Genomic DNA, 20,308 nt, shown 5'->3' on the forward strand with positions numbered 1-20,308 from the left:
AGCCGCGCCCTCCTTTTTATGGTTCGATTTTGCTGAAATAGTCTTTGACGATGTCTTGATAATCGCCCGGAATACTGCCCTTTTCCATGCTTTCGCGGGCGAATTGCTCGTACTGGCCGTACACTTCCTCATACGGCAGCGTTCCTCCGGAGGTCACCTGCGTGTTGCCGCTTTGCTGCGACTGGGATGGCCCCGCGCCGAGCGGGCCTCCTACTGTTTCGGCTGGTCCGTTGTCTGTGCCGATGCGGCCGGACGGGACAGTGACAAGCTCGTGTTTTCCTTCGGCGAGTCCTGCGCCCGAGCCCTGATTGCCTCCGTTGGCGATTCCCGTGCCGCTCGTCCCTTTGCCAGTGCCATTGGGCAAACCGCTCATGGAACCATTTCCTGCCGCGTTGCCTGTGCCATTCGTCGAGCCGTTTCCTTGCCCGGCACCTGTGTTGCCGTTTGCAGGCGGGGTTTGCTGGTTCCCCGCCGGATTCGGATTCGCATTTGCTGTTGTGCCCGTACCGGACGCTGCCGGGTTGCCGCCTGGTGTCGTGGCAGCAGGCACGGCCTGTCCTGCCCCGGGCGTAATGTTCCCCGCTCCGTTATTGCCGAAAGCCCCGGCACTCGCCAGCGTCATCTGCGACTGATGGAGCAAGGCTGCCGCCTGGGCAAGCGCAAGCATCGCCTGCTGTGACTGCTGCGCTTCTGCCAATGCTTGCAGCATGCTCGCTTGCAGCGCAGCCAGCGCTTGCTGGTCTTGTCCGGCAGCAATCTCCCGGGCAGCCTGTGCCAATTGGTCGGCGGCCTTTTTCAGTTCCTCTGCGTTTGCTGCCGCCGCATCTTTTTTTAACTGCTCTGCCGCTTTTTCCAGTTCACGGGCCAGCTCGGTCCGCTCTTTTTCCGGCATCTTCTCCATCGCTTTTGCCATCTGCGCAAGCGCCGCCGTCAACGCTTCGCGGTCGTTTTTTGCCAATGCATCCGCGAGCGATTTGGTCGATTGCTGGCTGCCCAGACTGCGCTGCAAGCTGTGCAAAGACGCCGCCTTGTTCTGTGCGGCTGCCCGCAACTTTTCCAGCTGTTTTTCCGCTGCCCGCAGCGCATTGAGCCGCTCGGCGGGATCGGTTGCTTTTGCCATGGCCTTTTTCGCCTGCTCCAGCATTTCCTCAAGCTGCTTCTTCTGTGCTTCGCTCAAGCCTTTGGTCGCTTTTGTCTCCTGCTTGATTTCCTCGATTTCTTTTTCCGCCTGGGCAATCGCCTGTTTTTCCAGCGCCATCTGGGCGAGTCGCCCGTCCTGCGGATTCGGCCAAATCATCAAGAGCAGGCTCGCCAACAGCAAGCCACCCGCAGCGTACAGCTTTTTTTGCAAACCACTCCAGATGTGAATGCTCTCGATAATGCGCGGCAAGTTTTGGCGCAAATGCCGCAGGGCGTCTTCCCGTTGCATGACAGCGACGGACGACGTGCTGTCACGATGCTCCCACGCCGTCTCGACCCGCTGGGCCAGGCCGTTTCCATCAGCCGCCTGCGCACTTTGCAAAAGCGTCGCTTTTTTGCGGAGCGCAACCAGTCCGCCAAGAAGCAAGGCCAACGGAATCAGCGCGGCCGCAAGCCAGGAGTAGTAGGGGATCGGCCACAAACGGGCAGCGAGGAGAAGCAGTGCGCTCCCCCCCGCTCCCCACAAGCCGTACTGTGTTATCTGTTGAAGCAGCACCCGTTTTTGCAGTTGTCTGCGCACAGGCTCAAGCAGTGATCTCAGTTCGTTGTCTGCCTTTGGCGTAAACATGGTTTACTGCTCCTCTGCTGCCGTCTTGCGCAGCCTGCCCCGCACAGGCTGGATGAAGTAAATCGCCAGCAGCAGGCACACGACCGTCAGCGCCCCGTAGATGATGCAGTAAAACCAGAACGGATCAATGCTCGCCCAGAAGCTCTGCTGGTTGGCTATGCCCCGCAAGTCACGGACTGGCCCTTCATCAAAAATGTTCAGCATGGCAAGCACCGGATTGATGCTGTGCAACAGATCGGGCCAGATCGGCATAGGCGCAGAGGCGACCTGATTCATCCGGTTTTGATAGCGAATAAACTCGCGAATGATTTCCGCCAGCACACTGCTCCCGATGGCAATACCGAACGCCATGGCATAGGTGACAACCGTAGCAATTCCCGTGCGCTTGATGAGCGTCGACATGAGCACGCCGATGCTGCCGGCAGCAAACATGGTAATCGCATAAAAGCCGAATACTTTGACGAGTTGAAGCGGAGAGACACCCCCGTACAAAAAGACGATGGCGTACAGCGGAATCGTGGCAAAGACGAGAAAGGTCATGAAGCTGAGCGAGGCCAGCCATTTTCCCAAAATCAACCGCGTGGCGCTCACATTCGTCGTCAACAGGATGCTCAACGTCTGCCGTTCGCGCTCTCCCGAGATCACGCCGGCCGTCAGTCCCGGAACGACGAAACCGATCATGCCAAGCTGCATGACTGACAGCATCATGAACAGCTCCCGCGTCTCGCCAGGATTGTAGTAGCTGCCGCCGTTGGTCATGAAAAAGATCGCAAGCAAGGTCATGCTTCCGAGCACCAGCAAGTAAAAGAGAATGATCCACGGCGAGCGGTTCGTCCGCATCCGCATTTTCCACTCGTTGAACAGGACAGGGTTGCGCAATCGTCTCAGGACGTTCATGAGCCCACCCCTTTCGTAATTTCCAAAAAGATGTCTTCCAGATCGCCGACCGTTTCATTGAAAGCCGCCACCGGATAGCCTGCGACCGCAAGCTCCCGCAAAAGCTCCACCTGCTGCTCGTCGTTTCCCGCAAAGCTCGCGACCACCCAGCTCCCTTCCCGCGTCACGCTCGTAATGACAGGCATTTCGCGCAGGCGGGTCATCGCTTCCTCGATCCGTCCGGTCAGACGGATGCGCAGCACTCGCTGCTCCTGCATTTTGGCATAAATCTCATCCACCCGGCCAAACGCCACCAGGTTGCCTTCCTCAATCACTCCGATGACGTCGCACATCTCGGCCAGCTCCGGCAAAATATGCGAGCTGATGATGATCGTCTTGCCCATGTCGCGCAGTTCTTTCAAAATCTCCCGCAGCTCAATCCGCGCCCGCGGGTCCAACCCGGAGGCAGGCTCATCCAAAATCAGCACCTCCGGGTTGTGCACAAGCGACCGGGCGAGTCCGAGCCGCTGCTTCATCCCCCGCGACAAGGAATCGACGTAAGCATCCCGCTTGTGGCTGAGATTGACCAGATCGAGCAGCTGGGGAATGATCTGCTTTCGCTGTGCGGATGGAATATCGTAGTTCGCCCCGTAAAAATCAAGGTACTCCTCTGCCGTCAAATTGTCGTAGACGCCGAAAAAGTCTGGCATGTAGCCGATCAGCTTGCGCACTTCCTTCGGATGGCTCGTCACCTCGTAGCCGCCTACGTACGCTTTGCCGCTCGTCGGGGCAAGCAAGGTGGCCAAAATGGACATCGTTGTCGATTTTCCCGCCCCGTTCGGACCGACGAAGCCAAACACCGTGCCTTTTTCAATATCCATCGTCAAGTTCTTCAACGCCTGCATTTTCCCGTAGCTCTTGCACAAATTGCGGATTTGAATCACAGCGGGCTCACCTTCCCTTCCACACTGACGTTCGGAATGCCGATGTGGCGCTGATCGGGCAGTTGATGGGCAAACTTGATGCGCAGCATGCCGTCGGCCGAGACATAGTCAGCGGCCTTGTCGCCTGTCATGACATTGTTGTTGAACGCTTTTTCATACAGATCGTAGGCTTTTGTCTTCCAGTTGTACACTTCTTTGGCAAACGTCGTGTTGTCATCGGACCAGGTGTACAGGTACACGTTGGTAATCGCCAGCTTTTTGCCTTCCTGGCTCAGATTGATGTCAAATGTGATATCTCCTGCCTCGAGACGGTAGCCGTCGCCCTCATCCACTACCGGAACGGAGCTGCCTGCCAGCGTGACGTCAAATGTCCCTGTCGGGTAGTACACATGCCCGTCCTTGGACGGCTGCACCTTCAGCTCCGAAGTGACCAGAGCGATGCTGTCTGTCTTGGCGTTTTCTGGCTGCACGGCGGCATCGACAACCGGCTGGTTGGTCCAGCCCACGATTCTGACGATTTCAGACTGGTTGCCTCTGCGCCCGGTCATTTCCAGCATCTCGATCATGACCTGCTCGCGCGTCCGCTCGTTTTGGAAGGAGCGCATATGCGCAGGCAAGGCCTGCATAGCATACGACTGTCGATGCCCGAATCTCGCCTGTGCGGACGGCTGGAAAGGCAGATTGACCTCTGCGCTCGCCCCCGGAGCCAGCTCCGGTATTTCCTGCAGTTGGCTTCCCGAGAAAATCGTCAGGTCGCGCAGGGCGAATTTGGTCTTGTTCGTGACGGTTCCTTTCAACGTGCCTTCGCTGTAGGACAGATTCGACTCGAAGCTGCCCACATCCGAAATCGTTTGCTCTGTCGCCACCTTGCGCGTCGACCAGAACTCTACGTCGCGGAACTGCACTTCGGTTTGATCGCTTTGGGCGAACGCCCATATTTTCGGAATTTCGTTGGCCCGGTTTCGCTCCAGCACCGGCTGGGTTTGGCCTTGGCCTTTTACGGTCAGGCGGTAATCGCCACTGCTCGGGACAAAAAACGAGGTCACGCTATTCACTTTTGCTTGTCCGTCGTTTTGCAACTGGACGAAGCCCGTCTGGTGAATCAGCACCCCTTCGCCGCGCTGCATGGCGCCAAACGAGAAAATTCCGATTCCCGTAAGCAGCGACAGCGACGGGACGACGACCCACATGTAGCTTTGCTTGCGCCATGCCCGCAAAATGAAAAACAGGATCGGCCCGGCAATCAGGGCGTACACGCCAAAAAACAGCGCAAACCAACTGACCTCGGGAATTTTCAGGGCCGGATTCATGTCGGCTGCGTCATGCAGCGGCCAGATGCGGTCAAACGATGAAGACTTGTAGTCGTTAAGCGAGGAGCCAAACGCCTTGAGCAAAAGGTCGGACCAGAACCGGCCATTCCCCGCCCAGCTCGCGACAGGCTCTTCCGCGAGGTCGTAGGCGGCGTACAGCACCTTGCCTTCGCCGACGCTGTGGACGGCAAACAGCGGAATCGCTCCTTCGCTGTACAACACTTTGCCTGCCTTCAAAGTACCGCTGCTGACGGTAAACGGTGCCGTCAAGCCGATCGGGTTCGTTTTCTCCGCCTTCATGCTGGCAAGCGTCTTCACACTCGTCACCTGGTTCACTTCTACAGGAGACAGGTCAGCCAGCGCCCCGGCTGTTTTCCGGTACTGGGCGCCCCCTGCCAGAACGAGCTTGCCGCCTGATTTGGTCCAGTCGCGTATCGCCTGAATCTGCTGTTCATTCAACGAGTCCAGCGCGAAGTTGTTCAGCACGAGCATGCTGAGCATTTGCATCTGCGCGCCGGATGTCGGAACATGCTCCGGCTTCATCGGCACTGTTTTGACGTCGTTGGGAAAAGTATCCTTTGGCAGCATCCCAAAAAAATTGGCCGTATCGGCACTTTGCGCCAGCACCCCGATCATCAGGGTGTCGTAGCTGTACCGTCTGCCGCTTACAGGGGCTTTCGCCACGATCTTGTCTTTTTCCATCAGCGCCACGTATGTACTGCTGTCAAGCTCCGAGCCGGGGACCATGATCGTCACCTGCTTGGTCGCGCCTTTGGCAATGGACACTGGCTGGTAATAGGCGACAGAATACTGGTTGTTTCCCCTGTTTCCTGTCGCCACCATCAGGTCGCCTTCCACATCGGTGCCTCCGTTTGTCGCGGTCACCACGACTGGCACCAGCCCCTCTTCCCTGTACACTCCGTCGATCCCCACGCTCACGCCCAACTGGATCGTTCCTTCTGCCAGGGCGATTGCTCCCGGGTGGGCGTGTCCCCACACCAGCAGCAGGAGGAGCGTACACGTGGAAAGAAGCCATCGTTTGCACTTCGCCGTTTTCATTCGCTTAAAACCTCCATGGTCTATTCGTTTGCAGCTCATTCGCCTTTTTACTACACGTATAGACGTTTGGGGCAGACAAAAAGCTACAGTTTATTTTGAAAAGGAGAGCGATTGCGTAAAGCCCGGCGCAAAAGCAAAAGGCCGCCAAACCGAAAACCACCTCACGCTAGGCGAGGTGGCTGGGGCAAACGGCTTCGGTTTCTTCGGTAACGTCATAGCTCGCGTCGTCAATCCGCGACGGGTCAAACATGTCGGCGATCGCCTGGTGCACGTGCGGCGGATATTCGGCGAGGCGGTGGCAAAGGTACAAGTACCACTCGGTTCCGTACGTCAAGTACAGCCGGACAGGCACGCCCCGTTTGCGCAAGTCCCGGGCCAGTTCGGGCCGCACGCCGTAGAGCAGCTCCGCCTCCACTTGCGGACGATGCCAATACCCGCGCTCGTTCAGCACGTCGACCAGCGCCTGGTCGTGCGTCGCCAGAGCGCATTCGTGACCAGCCTCCACACACATGTCCGCGAGCAGCAAATACCGCTCGTTCAGCTCGGAGGACCTCGCCAGCGCCAGCTCCGGCGGCTCCTGAAACGCGCCTTTGACCAGGCGGATTTTGCCCGGCAGATGCAGCAGGCGCTTCAGATCAGCCACGGAACGGTGCAGATGGGCCTGGAGCGTAATCCCGATATTGTCGTGCCGCTCCGTCAACCGCTCGTACATCTGCAAAATCGCCTCGGTCTTCGCTGACTCCTCCATGCTAATCATCAAATACTGCCCGTGCGCCTTGGCGCATTCCGCCATCTCCGCCACATGCTCAAACGCTGTCTTCGGCTGAAACAACAGCCCCAGATGCGACAGATCAAACGAGATGTTGGCCATAGTGTCCAGCCGGGAGCAGTCTGTGGCAAGTTGCAAAAATTCCTGCTTGGCGAGCTGCGCCTCTCCTCGGTCCATCGTATTTTCGCCGATGTGCTCGACGGAGAGCAAATAGCCGCTTTGCTTCAGCCTGGCCGCGACACGCATCGCGTCTTCGCGCGTCTCTCCCGTCACGTAGCGCTTTGCTGCGGCCAACAGCATCCGGTACAGCTTGGGCGTGTTCTGTACAAACTCTTTCATGCCCGCATCCCGGGCGATCGCTTTCAATACATGGGCGGTCATCTTTTCCTGATCGGTCAAGGCTCTCTCTCCTTTGGGATTTTCTTCTCTTCTCTCACCCTACCATGGTAAGCTTGTGTCGATCAGATCCAGTTTGCTGTTGTTTTGACAGAACCAGTTGTACAAGGAGGCCCGCTCGCCTTGCTGTGGATTGACATTGATCGGGACAAGCCGATTCCTTTGACCAGACAGCTTTATTCTGAATTTCGCGACAAAATACTGCGCGGCGAGTGGACCGCCGGCTTCAAGCTGCCTTCCACCCGCAAAATGGCGCAGGAGCTTCGCATATCCAGAAACGTCGTCATCGAAGCCTACGACCAGCTTTTTGCCGAAGGGTATATCGAGAGCAGGCAAGGCTCCGGCTACTTCGTTGCCCCCGGCATTTATCTGGAGCAGTTCGCTCGCGGCACAGACCTCCCGCAACCCTCGCCTGGCGATCAGTCGGAAGGACTCATTGATTTTCGTTCCGGTGTGCCTGACCTGGAACATTTTCCGCGCAGCCTGTGGGGCAAAACAGTCCAACGGGTCTGCCAGGACGCCCCTTTGTCGGCATTCGGCTACAATCGGCCGGAGGGCCGCGCCGAGCTGCGCGATGTGCTCAGCCGCTATCTGTATCGGACGCGCGGCGTGCAGTGCGCGCCGGAGCGAATCGTTATAACCTCCGGCGCTACCCAGGCGCTCATGCTGATCGCCAAAGTGTTGCTTGCGCCTGAAAGCCGCGTGCTCATTGAAGACCCGATCACGCAGGACATCCAGATGATTTTCGCGTCGACGGGAGCCAGGCTCTGTCCGGTTCCGGTCGACGCCTGCGGAATGGCTATGGACAAGCTGTCCGCTACGCCGGTCAACGCCGCCCCCAGCTTTGTGTTCGTGACGCCCTCCCACCAGTTTCCGCTCGGAACCACGCTGACGATCCAGCGCCGAATCCAGTTGATTCAGTACGCGCGCTCGGTCGATTGCTACATCGTCGAGGACGACTACGACAGCGAGTTCCGCTACGAGAGTCCGCCGATCAGCTCGATTCAGGGGCTTGCTCCCGAACGGGTCATCTACATCGGCTCCTTCAGCAAAATTTTGTCGCCCGGTCTGCGGCTCGCCTACCTCGTCCTGCCGGAAGCTCTGGTGGAGCGCTACCAAAAAGCGAAATGGCTGACCGACCTGCATACGCCTTCCATCGACCAGTTGGCGCTTGCCCGCTTCATCGAGGAAGGCCATCTGGAAAAGTACGTCACCCGGATGAAAAAGCTGTACAAAAAGCGCCGCCAATGCCTGACCGACGCCTTGCGCGACACGTTTGGCGATCAGGTCGCCATCTGGGGCGAGGCCGCCGGGCTGCATATCGTCGCTGCTTTTTCGCACGTCCGGTTCACGCCGGATGTTGTGGCTGCGCTGGAAGCAGCAGGCGTGCGCGTCTATCCGGTGGAGGAGCACACGATTGCAAAAGGCAGGCACGCGGACAAGATCGTGCTCGGGTACGGCAATGTTGGCGAGGAAAAAATCGCGGAAGGGGTCGCGCGGCTGGAAAAAGGGTTGGCGCTGCACGGCATGCATGGCTGAGCCGCCGTCTGTGCCTCGCAAGCCGACTTTCCTGTTTTCCTGTCAGCGCGCGCACGACAAACAAGAGCCAAACTCCTTTATGTCAGGAGATTTGGCTCTTTTCTCTATCGTTTTTGCCTGCACTTACGCATTATCAAGAGATTACCAATGACGACGTCCGCAGCACTGAGGCGGACAATGCCGACAGTGATCGGGGCATCTCCGTCTGCGATTCCAGTCTTGCCCTCTGCCTCTGCCGTGATCCCGGCCTGGCGGGCGTTGTCCATCCCGCTGCGAAGGATAGTAGGAAGAGTGTCCATACGAAGAAGAAGAGTTCGATGACGTCCAGTTTGAGCTTGGATAATACATGCTGTCGCCTTCTTTCCTCATTGATTTTTGATGACTATATGTATATATGCAGGGGTGCATTCACCCGCATAGACTAGTATCTTGCGCAAGGGAAAATCAGGTGTCTACCTATGTTTTCTATCACTTGCCATCTACCTATTGACGGGATGATGGTCTACAAAAAAATGGAAAAAACCGGAGCATCCCTTTACGGAATGTCCGGCTTTTGACGGTGTTCGTCGCGGTTTTCCTACGATTTCGCCCACAGCTCTCTGCGCGAGGTGGTGACAGAGGTAGCACCCGCCTGCAGAGCCCGATCCACGTCTTCCTTCGTACGGATGAAGCCGCCTGCAATGACCGGAATCTTCGTCCGTTCGGTAATCTCCTCGATCAGATGCGGAATAATCCCCGGCAGCACCTCGACGTAGTCGGGTTTTGTCCGCTCCAGTTGCGTCAGGCTGCTGTCCAGCGCCATCGTGTCGATGAGAAAAAGACGTTGGATGGAAATCAGCCCTTTTTTCTTCGCGGCCAAGATCACACTGTTTCTCGTCGTGATGATTCCGTCAGGCTTTACTTCCTGTGCAAGAAAATCCATCGCGTACTCATCCGACTTCAAACCGTCGATGAGATCGGCGTGAATCAGCAGCTTTTTCCCAAACGCCCGCGCGCGTTTGCCCAGCGGCTTGACTTGGGCGATATGGGCATTCAGCAAAATAATGCGCTCGTAGCACGTCTCCATCAGTTCATCAAATTCCTTCAGTGTTCGCGCAGCCGGAAGAATAGGCTGATTAATCTGGTTGGCCAATCAGGAGTCACCCCTATAGAAATGTTTTGGCAAGATGGTATTCCTCGGCAAAAGCTTTCCATTCACGGTCTTTGCGCTCTGCATCCCAATGCAGCTCTTTGGCAAGCTCATCCATTACCCGCGGATATACGGCTTCCAGCGAGTCTCGTTCAAAAAACAGTCGGCCGGTGCGGCGAATCAAAAAGTCGCTCGCGGTCATGACCATTTCTTCATCCAGTGCGTAATGCAGCTCGGCCAAAAGCAGTGCCTCTGCCGCCGTCTGCGTCTGGTCTTGCTCCATATATTCCAGACACTTCGTTACTATTTTTTCGCTGTTGCTGCCAAACTTTCCTACAAGCACGCGAATTTGTTCTTCGCCGATGCCCGCTGCGCCAAGCCGCTCCGCCTGCTTTTTCACATAGGCAGGGATCATGCTGGCAGAGGCGAAGTTGCCGCCAGCAAGCACGATCTTGTCCGTCTGACAAGGCTTGAACGATCTGCCTTCTTCTTCTGCAAGCTGTTTGGCCACGACGTCGACGATGCGCTCCGCCATCTTGCGGAAGCCCGTCAGCTTGCCGCCCGCAATCGTAATCAGCCCGCTTTTGGAGTAAAAAATCTCATCCTTGCGCGATAGCTCGGACGGGGATTTGCCGTCCTCGTGAATGAGCGGCCGCAGCCCTGCCCAGCTCGAGCTGACATCCTGCTCGGTCAGCTTTACGGTCGGGAACATTTCGTTGGCGGCCCGCAGCACGTATTCCATATCTTCGCGAGTCACGGTCGGCCGCTCCAGCACGCCCTGGTAGTTCGTGTCGGTCGTGCCGATATACGTACTGTTATTTCGCGGAATCGCGAACAGCATGCGCCCGTCGGATACGTCGAAGTAAACGGACTGCTTGAGCGGCAGCCGGTTGTACGGAACGACCAGGTGGACACCTTTTGTCAGATGGAGTCTTTTGCCGTACAGCGACTTGTCTTTTTCCCTGAGCTGATCCACCCAAGGACCTGCGGCGTTGACGATTTTTTTGGCGTGCATGGCGTACTCGGTGCCCGTGAGCAAGTCTTTCGCGCGAATCCCTGTCACTTTGCCGTTTTCATACAAAAACTCTGTCGCTTCCGTATAGTTCACGCACAAAGCGCCATGCGAGCGGGCTGTCTTCATGACCTCGATCGTCAGACGGGCATCGTCCGTCCGGTATTCGAAGTAGAGCCCGCCCCCCTTCAAAATATCTGTGCGCAACAGCGGCTCTGCCTCCATCGTCTGCTTTTTGTTCAGCATGATGCGGCGCTCTTTGCGCTCGACTCCGGCCAACACGTCGTAAATGTACAACCCGATGGAGGTAGCGAGCTTGCCGTACGTTCCTTTTTCCACAATCGGCAAAATCATTTTTTCCGGAATGACGATGTGCGGAGCGTTGCGGTACAAAATCGCCCGCTCCCTGCCGACTTCCCGCACGAGCTGCACGTCGCCCTGCTTCAAATAGCGCAAGCCTCCGTGGACGAGCTTCGTCGAGCGGCTGCTCGTGCCTGCGGCGAAGTCCTGCTTTTCCACCAGCCCTACGCTCAAACCGCGCGAAGCAGCGTCCAGCGCGATGCCCGCTCCTGTCACACCGCCGCCGATAATCAAAAGATCAAAGCGCTTGCCCGCCATTTCTTCCAAACATGTCTGACGCGTTCTTGCTGACAATGTTCGTTGATTGTTCATTGTTGTGTTCATCCTTTCTTTTCTTTAAAGAAAAAACAAAAAACAGCCAATATCCAAAAGAAGCAACGAAAAATTGTCCATTGCCCTTTTGATACTGGCTGTCTCCACGGTCTCCACAGCAATTTATTAACTTATCTTTACTCTATTCCTCTTTGGCGCAAAAATCAATGCCTAATCTTGTAACCCATCGTCGCTTGCACGGCCTGCTTCCAGCCTTCGTACAGCTCCTCGCGTTTTTGTTCCGGCATATTCGGCACAAACGAGCGCTCCACCACTTTGTTGTGGACGATGTCTTCCTTGCTGTTCCAGTAGCCGACCGCAAGTCCTGCAAGGTAGGCAGCCCCGAGCGCGGTCGTCTCATTCACGCGCGGACGCTCCACCTCTGTCGCCAGGATGTCGGACTGGAACTGCATCAGGAAGTTGTTGGCTACCGCTCCGCCGTCTACGGCCAGCTTTTGCAGCTTGATGCCGGAATCGGCCTCCATCGCCTCCAGCACGTCGCGCGTCTGGTACGCGAGCGATTCCAACGCCGCCCGAATCAGATGGTCCTCTGTCGTGCCGCGAGTCAGGCCGAAAATCGCGCCGCGCGCCTCCATGTCCCAATACGGTGCGCCCAGCCCGACAAACGCCGGAACCATGTAGACACCGTCTGTGCTGTCGACGGCCAGTGCATGCTTTTCCGAATCGGACGACTTCGCCAAAAGTTTCAATCCGTCGCGCAGCCATTGAATCGCCGCTCCCGCCACGAAAATGCTGCCTTCCAGCGCGTACTCCACCTTGCCGTCTACGCCCCAGGCAATCGTGGTCAACAGCCCGTTTTTCGACGCGACTGCTTTTTCCCCTGTGTTCATCAGCATGAAGCATCCGGTTCCGTACGTGTTCTTGGCCGCTCCCTCTGCAAAGCACGCCTGCCCGAACAAAGCTGCCTGCTGGTCTCCGGCGATCCCGGCAATCGGAATTTGCACCTGGAACACTTTTTCATCGGTATAGCCGTACAGCTCGCTGGATGGGCAGACGCGCGGCAGCATGCTTTTCGGAACTTGCAGCATGGAAAGCAGCTCCCCGTCCCACTCCAAGGTGTGGATGTTGAACAGCAACGTGCGCGAAGCATTGGAATAGTCTGTCACATGGACGCTGCCGTTCGTCAGCTTCCAAATCAGCCACGTGTCGATCGTTCCGAACAACAGGTCGCCTCGCTCTGCTTTTTCCCGAGCGCCTTCTACGTGGTCGAGCATCCATTTGACCTTCGTCCCGGAAAAATAAGCGTCGATCAAAAGGCCGGTCTTCTCGCGCACCGTCTGCTCATAGCCTCGCTCTTTCAACTCGTTGCAAATATCAATGGTCTGTCTGCTCTGCCAAACGATCGCATTGTAGATCGGCTTTCCGGTGTGGCGATCCCAGACGACAGTCGTCTCGCGCTGGTTGGTGATGCCGATGCCCGCGATTTGCTCCGGCTTCACGTGGTTCTCCAGCAAAACCGCCTTCAGCACTTCCAACTGGGACTCCCAAATTTCCTCGGCGTTGTGCTCTACCCAGCCTGGCTTGGGGTAAATTTGCGTAAATTCTTTTTGGGCCACCCCGATGATCGCGCCGGATTTATCGAATAAAATCGCCCGGGAGCTTGTCGTTCCCTGGTCGAGCGAGAGCATATATTTATTGTCCATAGCGGCTGTTCCTCCGTATTCTGTATTATAAAAACTGCTTGTAAACTAGGGCTACTATTTCGATTTACAGATATAGCTAGATTACTAGAGAATGTTCTGAAATGTCATACGATAGAATCGTCTGGTACGTGGGCACACAGAGTCCGGCAACTGATTAGTCATGCTCTTACCCAAAATCCCCATAGAAAAAATTGTTAAATTTGGAGACGTTTCCACAAATAAACTATATCGAATAGTGCATACCATTTTTTTACGGAAACACCAATGGATAGGTAACCATTGGAGCGAAACTCCTTATTCTCTTTTTGGCATAAACAAGAGGAGTAGTGTTGCAATTGGCCCGATTAAAAGAGAAAGAAGAAACCAGTTGATAGCAGTTCTATTTTTTCCTTGAGCAATCGCTGCATTTATTAAAGCTAATGATCCCCATCCAACGAGATTCTGTTGTTCCATTGTGAAACTCCTCCTTTCTCCATTGATAATACCACAGGAGGTTTATAGCCCCAACTTTACCTATTATTGACATGAGCTAAAATAATAATTTATCATGGAACTGAATTTAAAAGGAGGTAATTTGGATGAAACTGTTCAAAAGGATTTCTGTTTTTATGGTTGGGCTTTCCCTTGCCGTAGGGACTTTTATCCCCTCTACACATGCCATCAGTGATTATGACAAGCGTTCATATAATCTGAGTGGTACCACAGTATCGTACATTCAAGATACTGTTTACAGCGACACTCAATGCGGTTCTTCCGCAAAAGCTGTTTTTACAGCAACATCACCTTCAAGTCTTACGGAGATCGGTATGGACTATAAAGTATATGGTCTGTTTTATCCAGATCGTGTTGTAGATAGCCAATCCACATTGCTTAAAAATTCCGCTCGTGCATCATTAGTATCTAAAGTTGTTTATGATTTTTATCGGGCGTATGCTGCATACACTTTCAACAAAAACGGGAGCTATTGGAAACCAACTTCAGAAACCTTTAACTGTGCTGAATATAGCTTAAGATCTGCAGAGCAACATCCAAGTAGTTTCACTATCGATGGAATTTCAGAACAAGCTGAATCTTTAGCTACAGATGAATTGGTTGGAAAAACAAATAAACATACAGTCGCTGAATTTTTGTTAGCAGATCAATCGCCTGTATTGGAAGAGTACGGGTTAACTCTTAAAGATTTGAAATTGTCCAAAAAGCCTACAGTAAAGAAAAACGTTAAAAAGTTTGAGGACGTAGAAACGGGAGTAGTATTCGAAAATAACGAAGAATCTACTTTTAAGGTCTTTAATTTCAAACCAATAAAGGGTAAAAAAGATGGGCAAAAGTATGAAATCCTCGCCTACGCAGTTGTTGATGAAACAACAAAAAGGGTAGATAAGGGATTAATAATTAACAAACAAGAAAAATAGGGTTTCATTTTCTTTAAGAAAGCGCTTCTCATACATAAAGAAGCGTTTTCTTATTTCGTCCTTGGCATCGTATTATTCTGATTCAAGATGACCTTGAAGAAATCGCGCTTCAGCTAAACTATCCGGTCTAAAAAGATGTCCTCATTTAGGTCTGGTATGCCCCATTACTATGTTCCTGGAATACGGATGATGATTGGTTGTCTTTCTCGATTTGCCCACCTTGACGTTTTCGCTCTGGTGAAAGTAAATCTTTCACTTGATCTTTATTGGAATTTATTGGGATGGAATCAGGCAAAGCGGCCGCCTATCCATGCGATTGCGAACGCGCGTGATCGGTTACCAGACGTTCTTTGCCGCTCGCCTGGGCAGCATTTGTCTTTTTGCTCGCCATCCCGACTGCCATCGCGATGACCATGAATACGGCCAGGGCCACCACTCCGGTCAGGCTGTGGTCGGTAAACGTCCACTTGTAGAAAAAGGCACCGCACACCGCACCGATGATCGGCCCCACGACGGGAATCCAGGCGTAGCCCCAGTTGGAGTGGCCTTTTCCGTGAATCGGCAGGAGGGCGTGGGCGATTCGCGGCCCGAGGTCACGCGCCGGGTTGATCGCATAGCCCGTCGTTCCGCCGAGAGACAAGCCGATGGCGACAATCAGGAAGCCGACGACAAACGGATTCAATCCTTCTGCAAATTTATTCGCACCGATGGCCAGAAGACCAAGCACCAGGAAAAACGTACCTAAAATTTCACTGAACAAGTTGGCAACTGTATGTGGAATCGCTGGTCCGGTTGCGAATACCCCCAATTTTGCTGCCGGGTCGTCTGTCTCGCGCCAGTGCGGATAGTAAAAAATCCAGACAAACGTCGCACCCATAAATGCACCGACAAATTGCGCCAACACGTAGCCCGGCACCTGCTCCCACGCAAACTGCCCGATGCTCGCCAGCGCAATCGTGAGCGCAGGATTCAGATGCGCGCCGCTGATGCTGCCAACTGCGTATGCACCGCACGCTACGGCAAGCCCCCAGCCGAGTGTAATGACGATCCAGCCGCCATTTTGCGAGTATGCTTTTTTCAGGTTTTGGCCTGCGCATACCCCTGCCCCCAAAATAATCAGGATCATTGTCCCGACCAATTCTCCTACGTAAGCAGACATGTCCTTACCCCCTTTTTTGAAAAACGACCATGTAAACCAGCCGAAAAATCGCAATGAAACCGTTTTCTAAAGCGCTTACATTTCACCCAACTCCTTTTTGTTTTTTTGTGGAGAAAACAAAAAAGCCAATACTCGCAAAAACGCAGGGCGCTGCCCTCTTTTTGCAAATATTAGCTGATCTCCCAATCTCCACAGCACTATTAACTTATGTCCTACTATATAGTGGACACGTAAAATCTGTCAAGAATCCGTTTTCTTTCCTGTCGCAAACGGCTTTGCTCATGGCTGCCTTTCCGCTTCGCCTGCAGCTTGAAGCCTTTTTCCCGCTGCTTGCCGTCCTGACCAACTCCGGCAGAAAAAACAGCGGGTAGATCAGCAAAAACAGGTTCGGCAGCCACCACGACCAGTCGAAGTCGGCTTTGAACGCCCAAAAAGCAATCGCCTGCAGGCCGGAGCAAAATGTGAGCACAAGTGAGACGAGTGCTATCGGCTTCCAGCGCTCACTCCCCCGCCGATAGCAGTAGAGGCTCGCGAAGCCCGTGAGCGATACAAGCATGTCGAGCGGAAAAAAGGACAGATTCCACGCCACCAGATTCGGATCGCGGTAGTCCTGGTACATGTACTCCGCAGGCAACAGCCGGAGAAACACAATCGCCCAATAGACGATGAACGCCACATCGGTCAGCCAGAAAAACACGAACAGCCTGGGCGCAGTTCTGCTCATTCGGCCGTCATTCCCGCGTCTTGCTGCGCTTTTGCAGGCTGCTGGGCATGGGCGCCGTCACTGAGATTCAGCAGGACACAGCCCACGATAATCAGCGCGACCGCCACCACCTTTTTCACGGTAAACGCATCCTTGAAGACGATGACGCCGATCACAGCGATCATCGCCGTTCCCAGCCCGGACCAGATCGCATACGCGGTGCCCACTTCCATTTCTTTCAGCGCCAGGCTCAGCGAGGAAAAGCACAGCACGTAAAACACAAACATCAACACAGTCGGAATCGGCCTGCTCAGCCCTTCCGACAGCTTCATCGAAGTTGTTCCCGCCACCTCCAGCAAAATCGCCAGCAGCAAATACACCCAACTCATTTTCCCGTTTCCCCTCTCGTCGCTGGCGCAGCCAATACGCCGCCGAGCAAAATATCAATCATCGCGTCCAGCGCCTCCCCGATCGTCATCTGATGCCGACCGGACAATTGCTGGTCAATCAGTTGATCGAGCGCTCCCGTGTACATCAAAATCAAAATCGGAAGCTGAACCGGGCGAAACACGCCAGCTTCGACGCCCTGCTCAAGCAGCACGCGGACATGCTCCCACTCTTCCTGGTAGACTTCCTCCACCATTTTCCACTGCGCGGGATAATAGCGCTTCAACTCGTACCAGACGCGCAAATCCGTCCGGGCAAAGCCGCTCGGCACCAATGCCAGCAGCTCGCGCATCTTTTCCGTCAAATCCAGGTTCGGATCATGCAAAATCCGGTCTTCGCTCGCCTTCAATTCCTCGATGCTGTCGGCAATGAGCCTGGCGATGAGCACCTCTTTGGAAGGAAAGCACGCGTACAACGTTTTCGTGCTGATCCCCGCCCGCCGAGCCAAATCCGCCATCGTAAAGCGAATGCCTCGCGTCTCGATCTCCTGTTGGGCGCATTGCAAAATTCGCTCCTGCATTTCCGCGCGAACCCCCTCGCACTCGTAAAACAAGGAAAATATTTTGTTTTCTATATTTTCCTATGGCTACAAATAGCATACTCACCTGCTCCCCTGATGTCAACTGCCCTCAAACCAGGCTTGGTGCAAAGCCGCAATTCCCGGCTCGATCTGGTCGAGCGCAATGCCGGAAAAGCCGAGAAAAAACTCCTTGGGCATCTCCGCCGGCGGCGTAAGCCACGTAAAAGCCGCAGACGATGCGCGAATCCCCGCCTGAATCGCCAGCCGCTTCAACTCTTCCTCCGGGCGCTCGCTGTACACGCGCAGCAAGACGTGAAAGCCCGCATCCGCCCCGATCACGGACGCCCGCTCGCCGAAATGCTTATGGACCGCCGCCAGCAAGGCGTCGTGCTTTTTGCGATACAGGCTGCGCATTTTGCGGACGTGCTTTTCCAGGTGGCCTTTTTGCATAAAAATCTCCATCGTCCGCTGATGCAGCCGCGACGCGGATTGTTCCAGCAACGTGTCGTGCAGCAGGGTGAAATACGCGTCCAGCAAGGAAGGCGGCAGCACCATGTACCAGATGCCGAGCGCCGGAGCCATCACCTGCGCGAAGCCGCCCATGTAAATGACATTGGTCTGCGGCAACAGCCCTTGCAGGGCGGGAATCGGCCTGCCGTGGTAGCGAAACTCGCCATCGTAGTCGTCCTCGACGATGTAGCCGCCGACGCTTTGCGCCCAGTCCAAAAGCTGCAACCGCTTGGATACAGGCATAATCATCCCGCGCGGAAATTGGTGCGAGGGCGACATGACGGCAAGGCGCACCCCTGATTCGTACAGCTCGTCTACGCAGATTCCGTCTGCTGCAAGCGAGATCGGCACCACTTCATACCCGTGCTGGCGAAACGTATTGGCATACAGCAAATAGCCCGGATTTTCCACCGCGATCCGCTGAAGCTGCGGCCGCAGCATCAGACAGATCAGCGACAGCAGCCCAAACTGGTCCGCGCCAATGACGATCTGGTCCGGCGTGCAGACGACGCCGCGGTACCTGCGCACATAATCGGCAATTTGCTGGCGCAATCCCGGCTCGCCCTGCGGATCGCCGTAAAAAAGCTCCTCCTGCCGCTCGCCGCCAAGCACCTGATTGTACAGCCGCCGCCAGAGCATGTGCGGAAACAGCGAAAAATCGTTTTGCGACATGTGAAAATCGTATCGGTACTTGCGGTTGTCGCGCAGGAGCGGTCTGCTCCATTCGGGCTGTTCGGACACCCCTTGCCCTTTTGGCGTAAGCTCGGGGTCAGGCAGCTTCTCCACGAAGTAGCCGCTGCGCGGCCTGCTTCGGATGAACCCTTCGGCCAAAAGCTGCTGGTACGCCATTTCCACAGGCGTCGTGCTCAAGCCAAGAGCATCTGCCAGCTTGCGCACGGACGGCAGCCGCGTTTTTTCTGCCAGCCTGCCTGCAATGATTTCGTTTTTGAGGAACGTGTACAGTTGCACGTATTGCGGTTCGTTTCCGTTTTCGTCCCATTTGGGCGTCAAGAGCATCGGTCATCTGTCCTTTTGATTTTTGCAAAACTGTGCATTTTCAAGTATACACTTGTTCGCTATGCTGGTGAAAAATGAAATCTGACAGGGAGGACACAAACGATGTCTACTCATCGAGAGCACCATGCTCCCGTCCGTTTTTTGCAGGGAGAACGCGTCTATCTGCGCCCGCTCGGACAGGACGATGTCGACTTTTACTACCAATCGCTCTACCACCCGGAAACGCGCAAACTGACAGGAACGCAAAAGCACTACACCCGCGAGCAAATCGCGCAATATCTGGCAAGCAAAGCACAGGATTCGTCCAGCGTGCTGTTGGCAATCGCCTTGTGCGAAAACGATCAGCTGATCGGCGACGTGCAGATCGGCGGCATCGACACGTACAACCGCAACGCTTTCATCCGCATTGCCATCCATCAGCCTGCGTATCAGAGCAAAGGGTACGGCAGTGAAGCGCTGCTGTTGATGCTCGACTACGGCTTCGGCATTCTCAACCTGCACCGCATCGAGCTGAACGTGTTCGCTTACAATGAACGTGCGATACGCGCTTATGAAAAGCTCGGCTTCCAGCGGGAGGGAGTGCAGCGGCAGGCGCTTTATTACGATCATCGTTATCATGATTCGATTCTGATGTCGATGCTGGCTGGTGAGTATCGGGAGAAGTATGGGAAGTAGAAGGCAGGGGAGACGTCCAAGAAGTACGGGTTCCACTAGTGTTTTATAATCGGAAGCTTGGCTATATCAACGTTTCTGACAGACAAAAGGGGCGTCTCGAAGTCGAAATAGCGACTTTTGAGACAACCCCTTTTCTCGTTTGTATCTTAGTGGATTGTTGGATTTACAAGTGAAGTTTGTCCCCATTTCGTCCCCCATTCCTGGATTTGTTCGAGAAATGCTCTCCCCGTCTTAATACACCACTTTCTTGCAAGAGTTACAGCTATCTATATTTAGGACTATTTGTCAACTTTCCCCATCAGGTCCTCTTAAGCTTACTAGCCACTCGCCTGATACTTTTTTCACCATGAAAGTTTGTTCTTTTTCTCTTATGATTTTCTGGACGCTGTTTTTCAGACTAGTATAGCTTATTAATACTTTCACCTCGGTTTCCGTATCATTTATTGCAGTTGCTTCATCAATTTTAAAATCGACTATTCTCGAATCTGCAACCGAACGTAAAAAATCCTCGCGCTCTGGGTAATAGCTATCAGCGTTCTTATAAACATACTCATATGCTGGCTCGCCTTGTTTATTTTTGATTAGAGTTAAATAACGTTCAATTGTATTTTCCGGTGTATTGTACCAAAAAAAATAGTATGCAAGAGATGCAAGCAGTAAAGCAATGCCGGTAATTGAAAAAAATATTAAATTGATTTTTTTCATCATATTGGAATTTGATGTATTT

At 54.3% G+C, this 20,308-nt stretch carries 17 protein-coding genes and 1 pseudogene; 3 read left to right on the forward strand and 15 right to left on the reverse strand.

All coding sequences use genetic code 11. The annotated features are described in order from the left end of the window. Positions 1-16: 16 nt before the first annotated feature. The 5 genes from AC3WJN_RS10110 to AC3WJN_RS10130 all read right to left on the reverse strand — a co-directional run bounded on the left by AC3WJN_RS10110 (position 17) and on the right by AC3WJN_RS10130 (position 7,125). Complete coding sequence (locus AC3WJN_RS10110) at positions 17-1,768, reverse strand: DUF8809 domain-containing protein (RefSeq protein ID WP_007782972.1); 1,752 nt, start codon at positions 1,766-1,768, stop codon at positions 17-19. A gap of 3 nt (positions 1,769-1,771) precedes the next feature. Continuing rightward, positions 1,772-2,665, reverse strand: coding sequence for an ABC transporter permease (locus AC3WJN_RS10115; protein WP_005830669.1), 894 nt, complete (start codon positions 2,663-2,665; stop codon positions 1,772-1,774). Next, the gene (locus tag AC3WJN_RS10120) at positions 2,662-3,588 is read right to left on the reverse strand and encodes an ABC transporter ATP-binding protein (protein WP_007782974.1); all 927 of its coding nucleotides are present in this window, start codon (positions 3,586-3,588) and stop codon (positions 2,662-2,664) included. The genes AC3WJN_RS10115 and AC3WJN_RS10120 overlap by 4 nt, the downstream gene beginning before the upstream one ends. Continuing rightward, positions 3,585-5,957 (reverse strand): DUF8815 domain-containing protein, encoded by a 2,373-nt coding sequence (locus AC3WJN_RS10125; RefSeq protein ID WP_007782976.1) that lies wholly within the window; start codon positions 5,955-5,957, stop codon positions 3,585-3,587. The genes AC3WJN_RS10120 and AC3WJN_RS10125 overlap by 4 nt, the downstream gene beginning before the upstream one ends. A gap of 166 nt (positions 5,958-6,123) precedes the next feature. Further along, a complete protein-coding gene (locus AC3WJN_RS10130) occupies positions 6,124-7,125 on the reverse strand; it encodes a proline dehydrogenase family protein (protein ID WP_007782980.1) in 1,002 nt (333 codons plus the stop codon). Between the two features lie 120 nt (positions 7,126-7,245). Here AC3WJN_RS10130 and pdxR (AC3WJN_RS10135) point away from each other — a divergent pair, with 120 nt between their 5' ends. Beyond that, positions 7,246-8,661, forward strand: coding sequence for a MocR-like pyridoxine biosynthesis transcription factor PdxR (gene pdxR, locus AC3WJN_RS10135; protein WP_007782982.1), 1,416 nt, complete (start codon positions 7,246-7,248; stop codon positions 8,659-8,661). A gap of 577 nt (positions 8,662-9,238) precedes the next feature. On the opposite strand, the gene AC3WJN_RS10140 is transcribed toward pdxR (AC3WJN_RS10135), so the two are convergent. The 4 genes from AC3WJN_RS10140 to AC3WJN_RS10155 all read right to left on the reverse strand — a co-directional run bounded on the left by AC3WJN_RS10140 (position 9,239) and on the right by AC3WJN_RS10155 (position 13,591). Beyond that, positions 9,239-9,793 carry a glycerol-3-phosphate responsive antiterminator gene (locus tag AC3WJN_RS10140; protein WP_005830658.1) on the reverse strand — a complete coding sequence of 185 codons (555 nt, stop codon included), beginning with the start codon at positions 9,791-9,793 and terminating at the stop codon, positions 9,239-9,241. A 13-nt stretch (positions 9,794-9,806) separates the two neighbouring features. Then, a complete protein-coding gene (locus tag AC3WJN_RS10145; protein WP_005830656.1) occupies positions 9,807-11,474 on the reverse strand; it encodes a glycerol-3-phosphate dehydrogenase/oxidase in 1,668 nt (555 codons plus the stop codon). Positions 11,475-11,638: 164 nt separating this feature from the next. Continuing rightward, the gene (gene glpK, locus AC3WJN_RS10150) at positions 11,639-13,138 is read right to left on the reverse strand and encodes a glycerol kinase GlpK (RefSeq protein WP_007782986.1); all 1,500 of its coding nucleotides are present in this window, start codon (positions 13,136-13,138) and stop codon (positions 11,639-11,641) included. 294 nt (positions 13,139-13,432) lie between these two features. Next, on the reverse strand, positions 13,433-13,591 hold the full coding sequence (locus AC3WJN_RS10155) for a hypothetical protein (RefSeq protein WP_005830653.1): 159 nt from the start codon (positions 13,589-13,591) through the stop codon (positions 13,433-13,435). Positions 13,592-13,716: 125 nt separating this feature from the next. Here AC3WJN_RS10155 and AC3WJN_RS10160 point away from each other — a divergent pair, with 125 nt between their 5' ends. Continuing rightward, positions 13,717-14,550 (forward strand): hypothetical protein, encoded by an 834-nt coding sequence (locus tag AC3WJN_RS10160; RefSeq protein WP_005830651.1) that lies wholly within the window; start codon positions 13,717-13,719, stop codon positions 14,548-14,550. Between the two features lie 304 nt (positions 14,551-14,854). On the opposite strand, the gene AC3WJN_RS10165 is transcribed toward AC3WJN_RS10160, so the two are convergent. The 5 genes and pseudogenes from AC3WJN_RS10165 to pdxR (AC3WJN_RS10185) form a co-directional block, all read right to left on the reverse strand. Beyond that, a complete protein-coding gene (locus AC3WJN_RS10165) occupies positions 14,855-15,709 on the reverse strand; it encodes an MIP/aquaporin family protein (protein WP_007782989.1) in 855 nt (284 codons plus the stop codon). A gap of 307 nt (positions 15,710-16,016) precedes the next feature. Then, positions 16,017-16,433 (reverse strand): annotated as a pseudogene (locus AC3WJN_RS10170) (YvaD family protein); the annotation flags it as partial. After that, on the reverse strand, positions 16,430-16,801 hold the full coding sequence (locus tag AC3WJN_RS10175) for a DMT family transporter (RefSeq protein WP_007782993.1): 372 nt from the start codon (positions 16,799-16,801) through the stop codon (positions 16,430-16,432). The gene AC3WJN_RS10175 and the pseudogene AC3WJN_RS10170, both read right to left, overlap by 4 nt. Then, positions 16,798-17,379 (reverse strand): TetR/AcrR family transcriptional regulator, encoded by a 582-nt coding sequence (locus AC3WJN_RS10180; protein WP_025848254.1) that lies wholly within the window; start codon positions 17,377-17,379, stop codon positions 16,798-16,800. Before AC3WJN_RS10180 ends, AC3WJN_RS10175 begins: the two co-directional genes overlap by 4 nt. A gap of 99 nt (positions 17,380-17,478) precedes the next feature. After that, positions 17,479-18,906, reverse strand: a complete 1,428-nt coding sequence (pdxR, locus tag AC3WJN_RS10185; protein ID WP_448791861.1) for a MocR-like pyridoxine biosynthesis transcription factor PdxR — start codon at positions 18,904-18,906, stop codon at positions 17,479-17,481. A 102-nt stretch (positions 18,907-19,008) separates the two neighbouring features. Here pdxR (AC3WJN_RS10185) and AC3WJN_RS10190 point away from each other — a divergent pair, with 102 nt between their 5' ends. Then, on the forward strand, positions 19,009-19,581 hold the full coding sequence (locus tag AC3WJN_RS10190; protein WP_007783000.1) for a GNAT family N-acetyltransferase: 573 nt from the start codon (positions 19,009-19,011) through the stop codon (positions 19,579-19,581). A gap of 285 nt (positions 19,582-19,866) precedes the next feature. Here the strand turns inward: AC3WJN_RS10190 and AC3WJN_RS10195 are convergent. After that, positions 19,867-20,308: hypothetical protein (locus AC3WJN_RS10195; protein WP_492329261.1), on the reverse strand; the 442-nt coding region annotated here is incomplete at its 5' end.

The organism is Brevibacillus sp. FW306-2-1A-C05A (assembly GCF_058781555.1).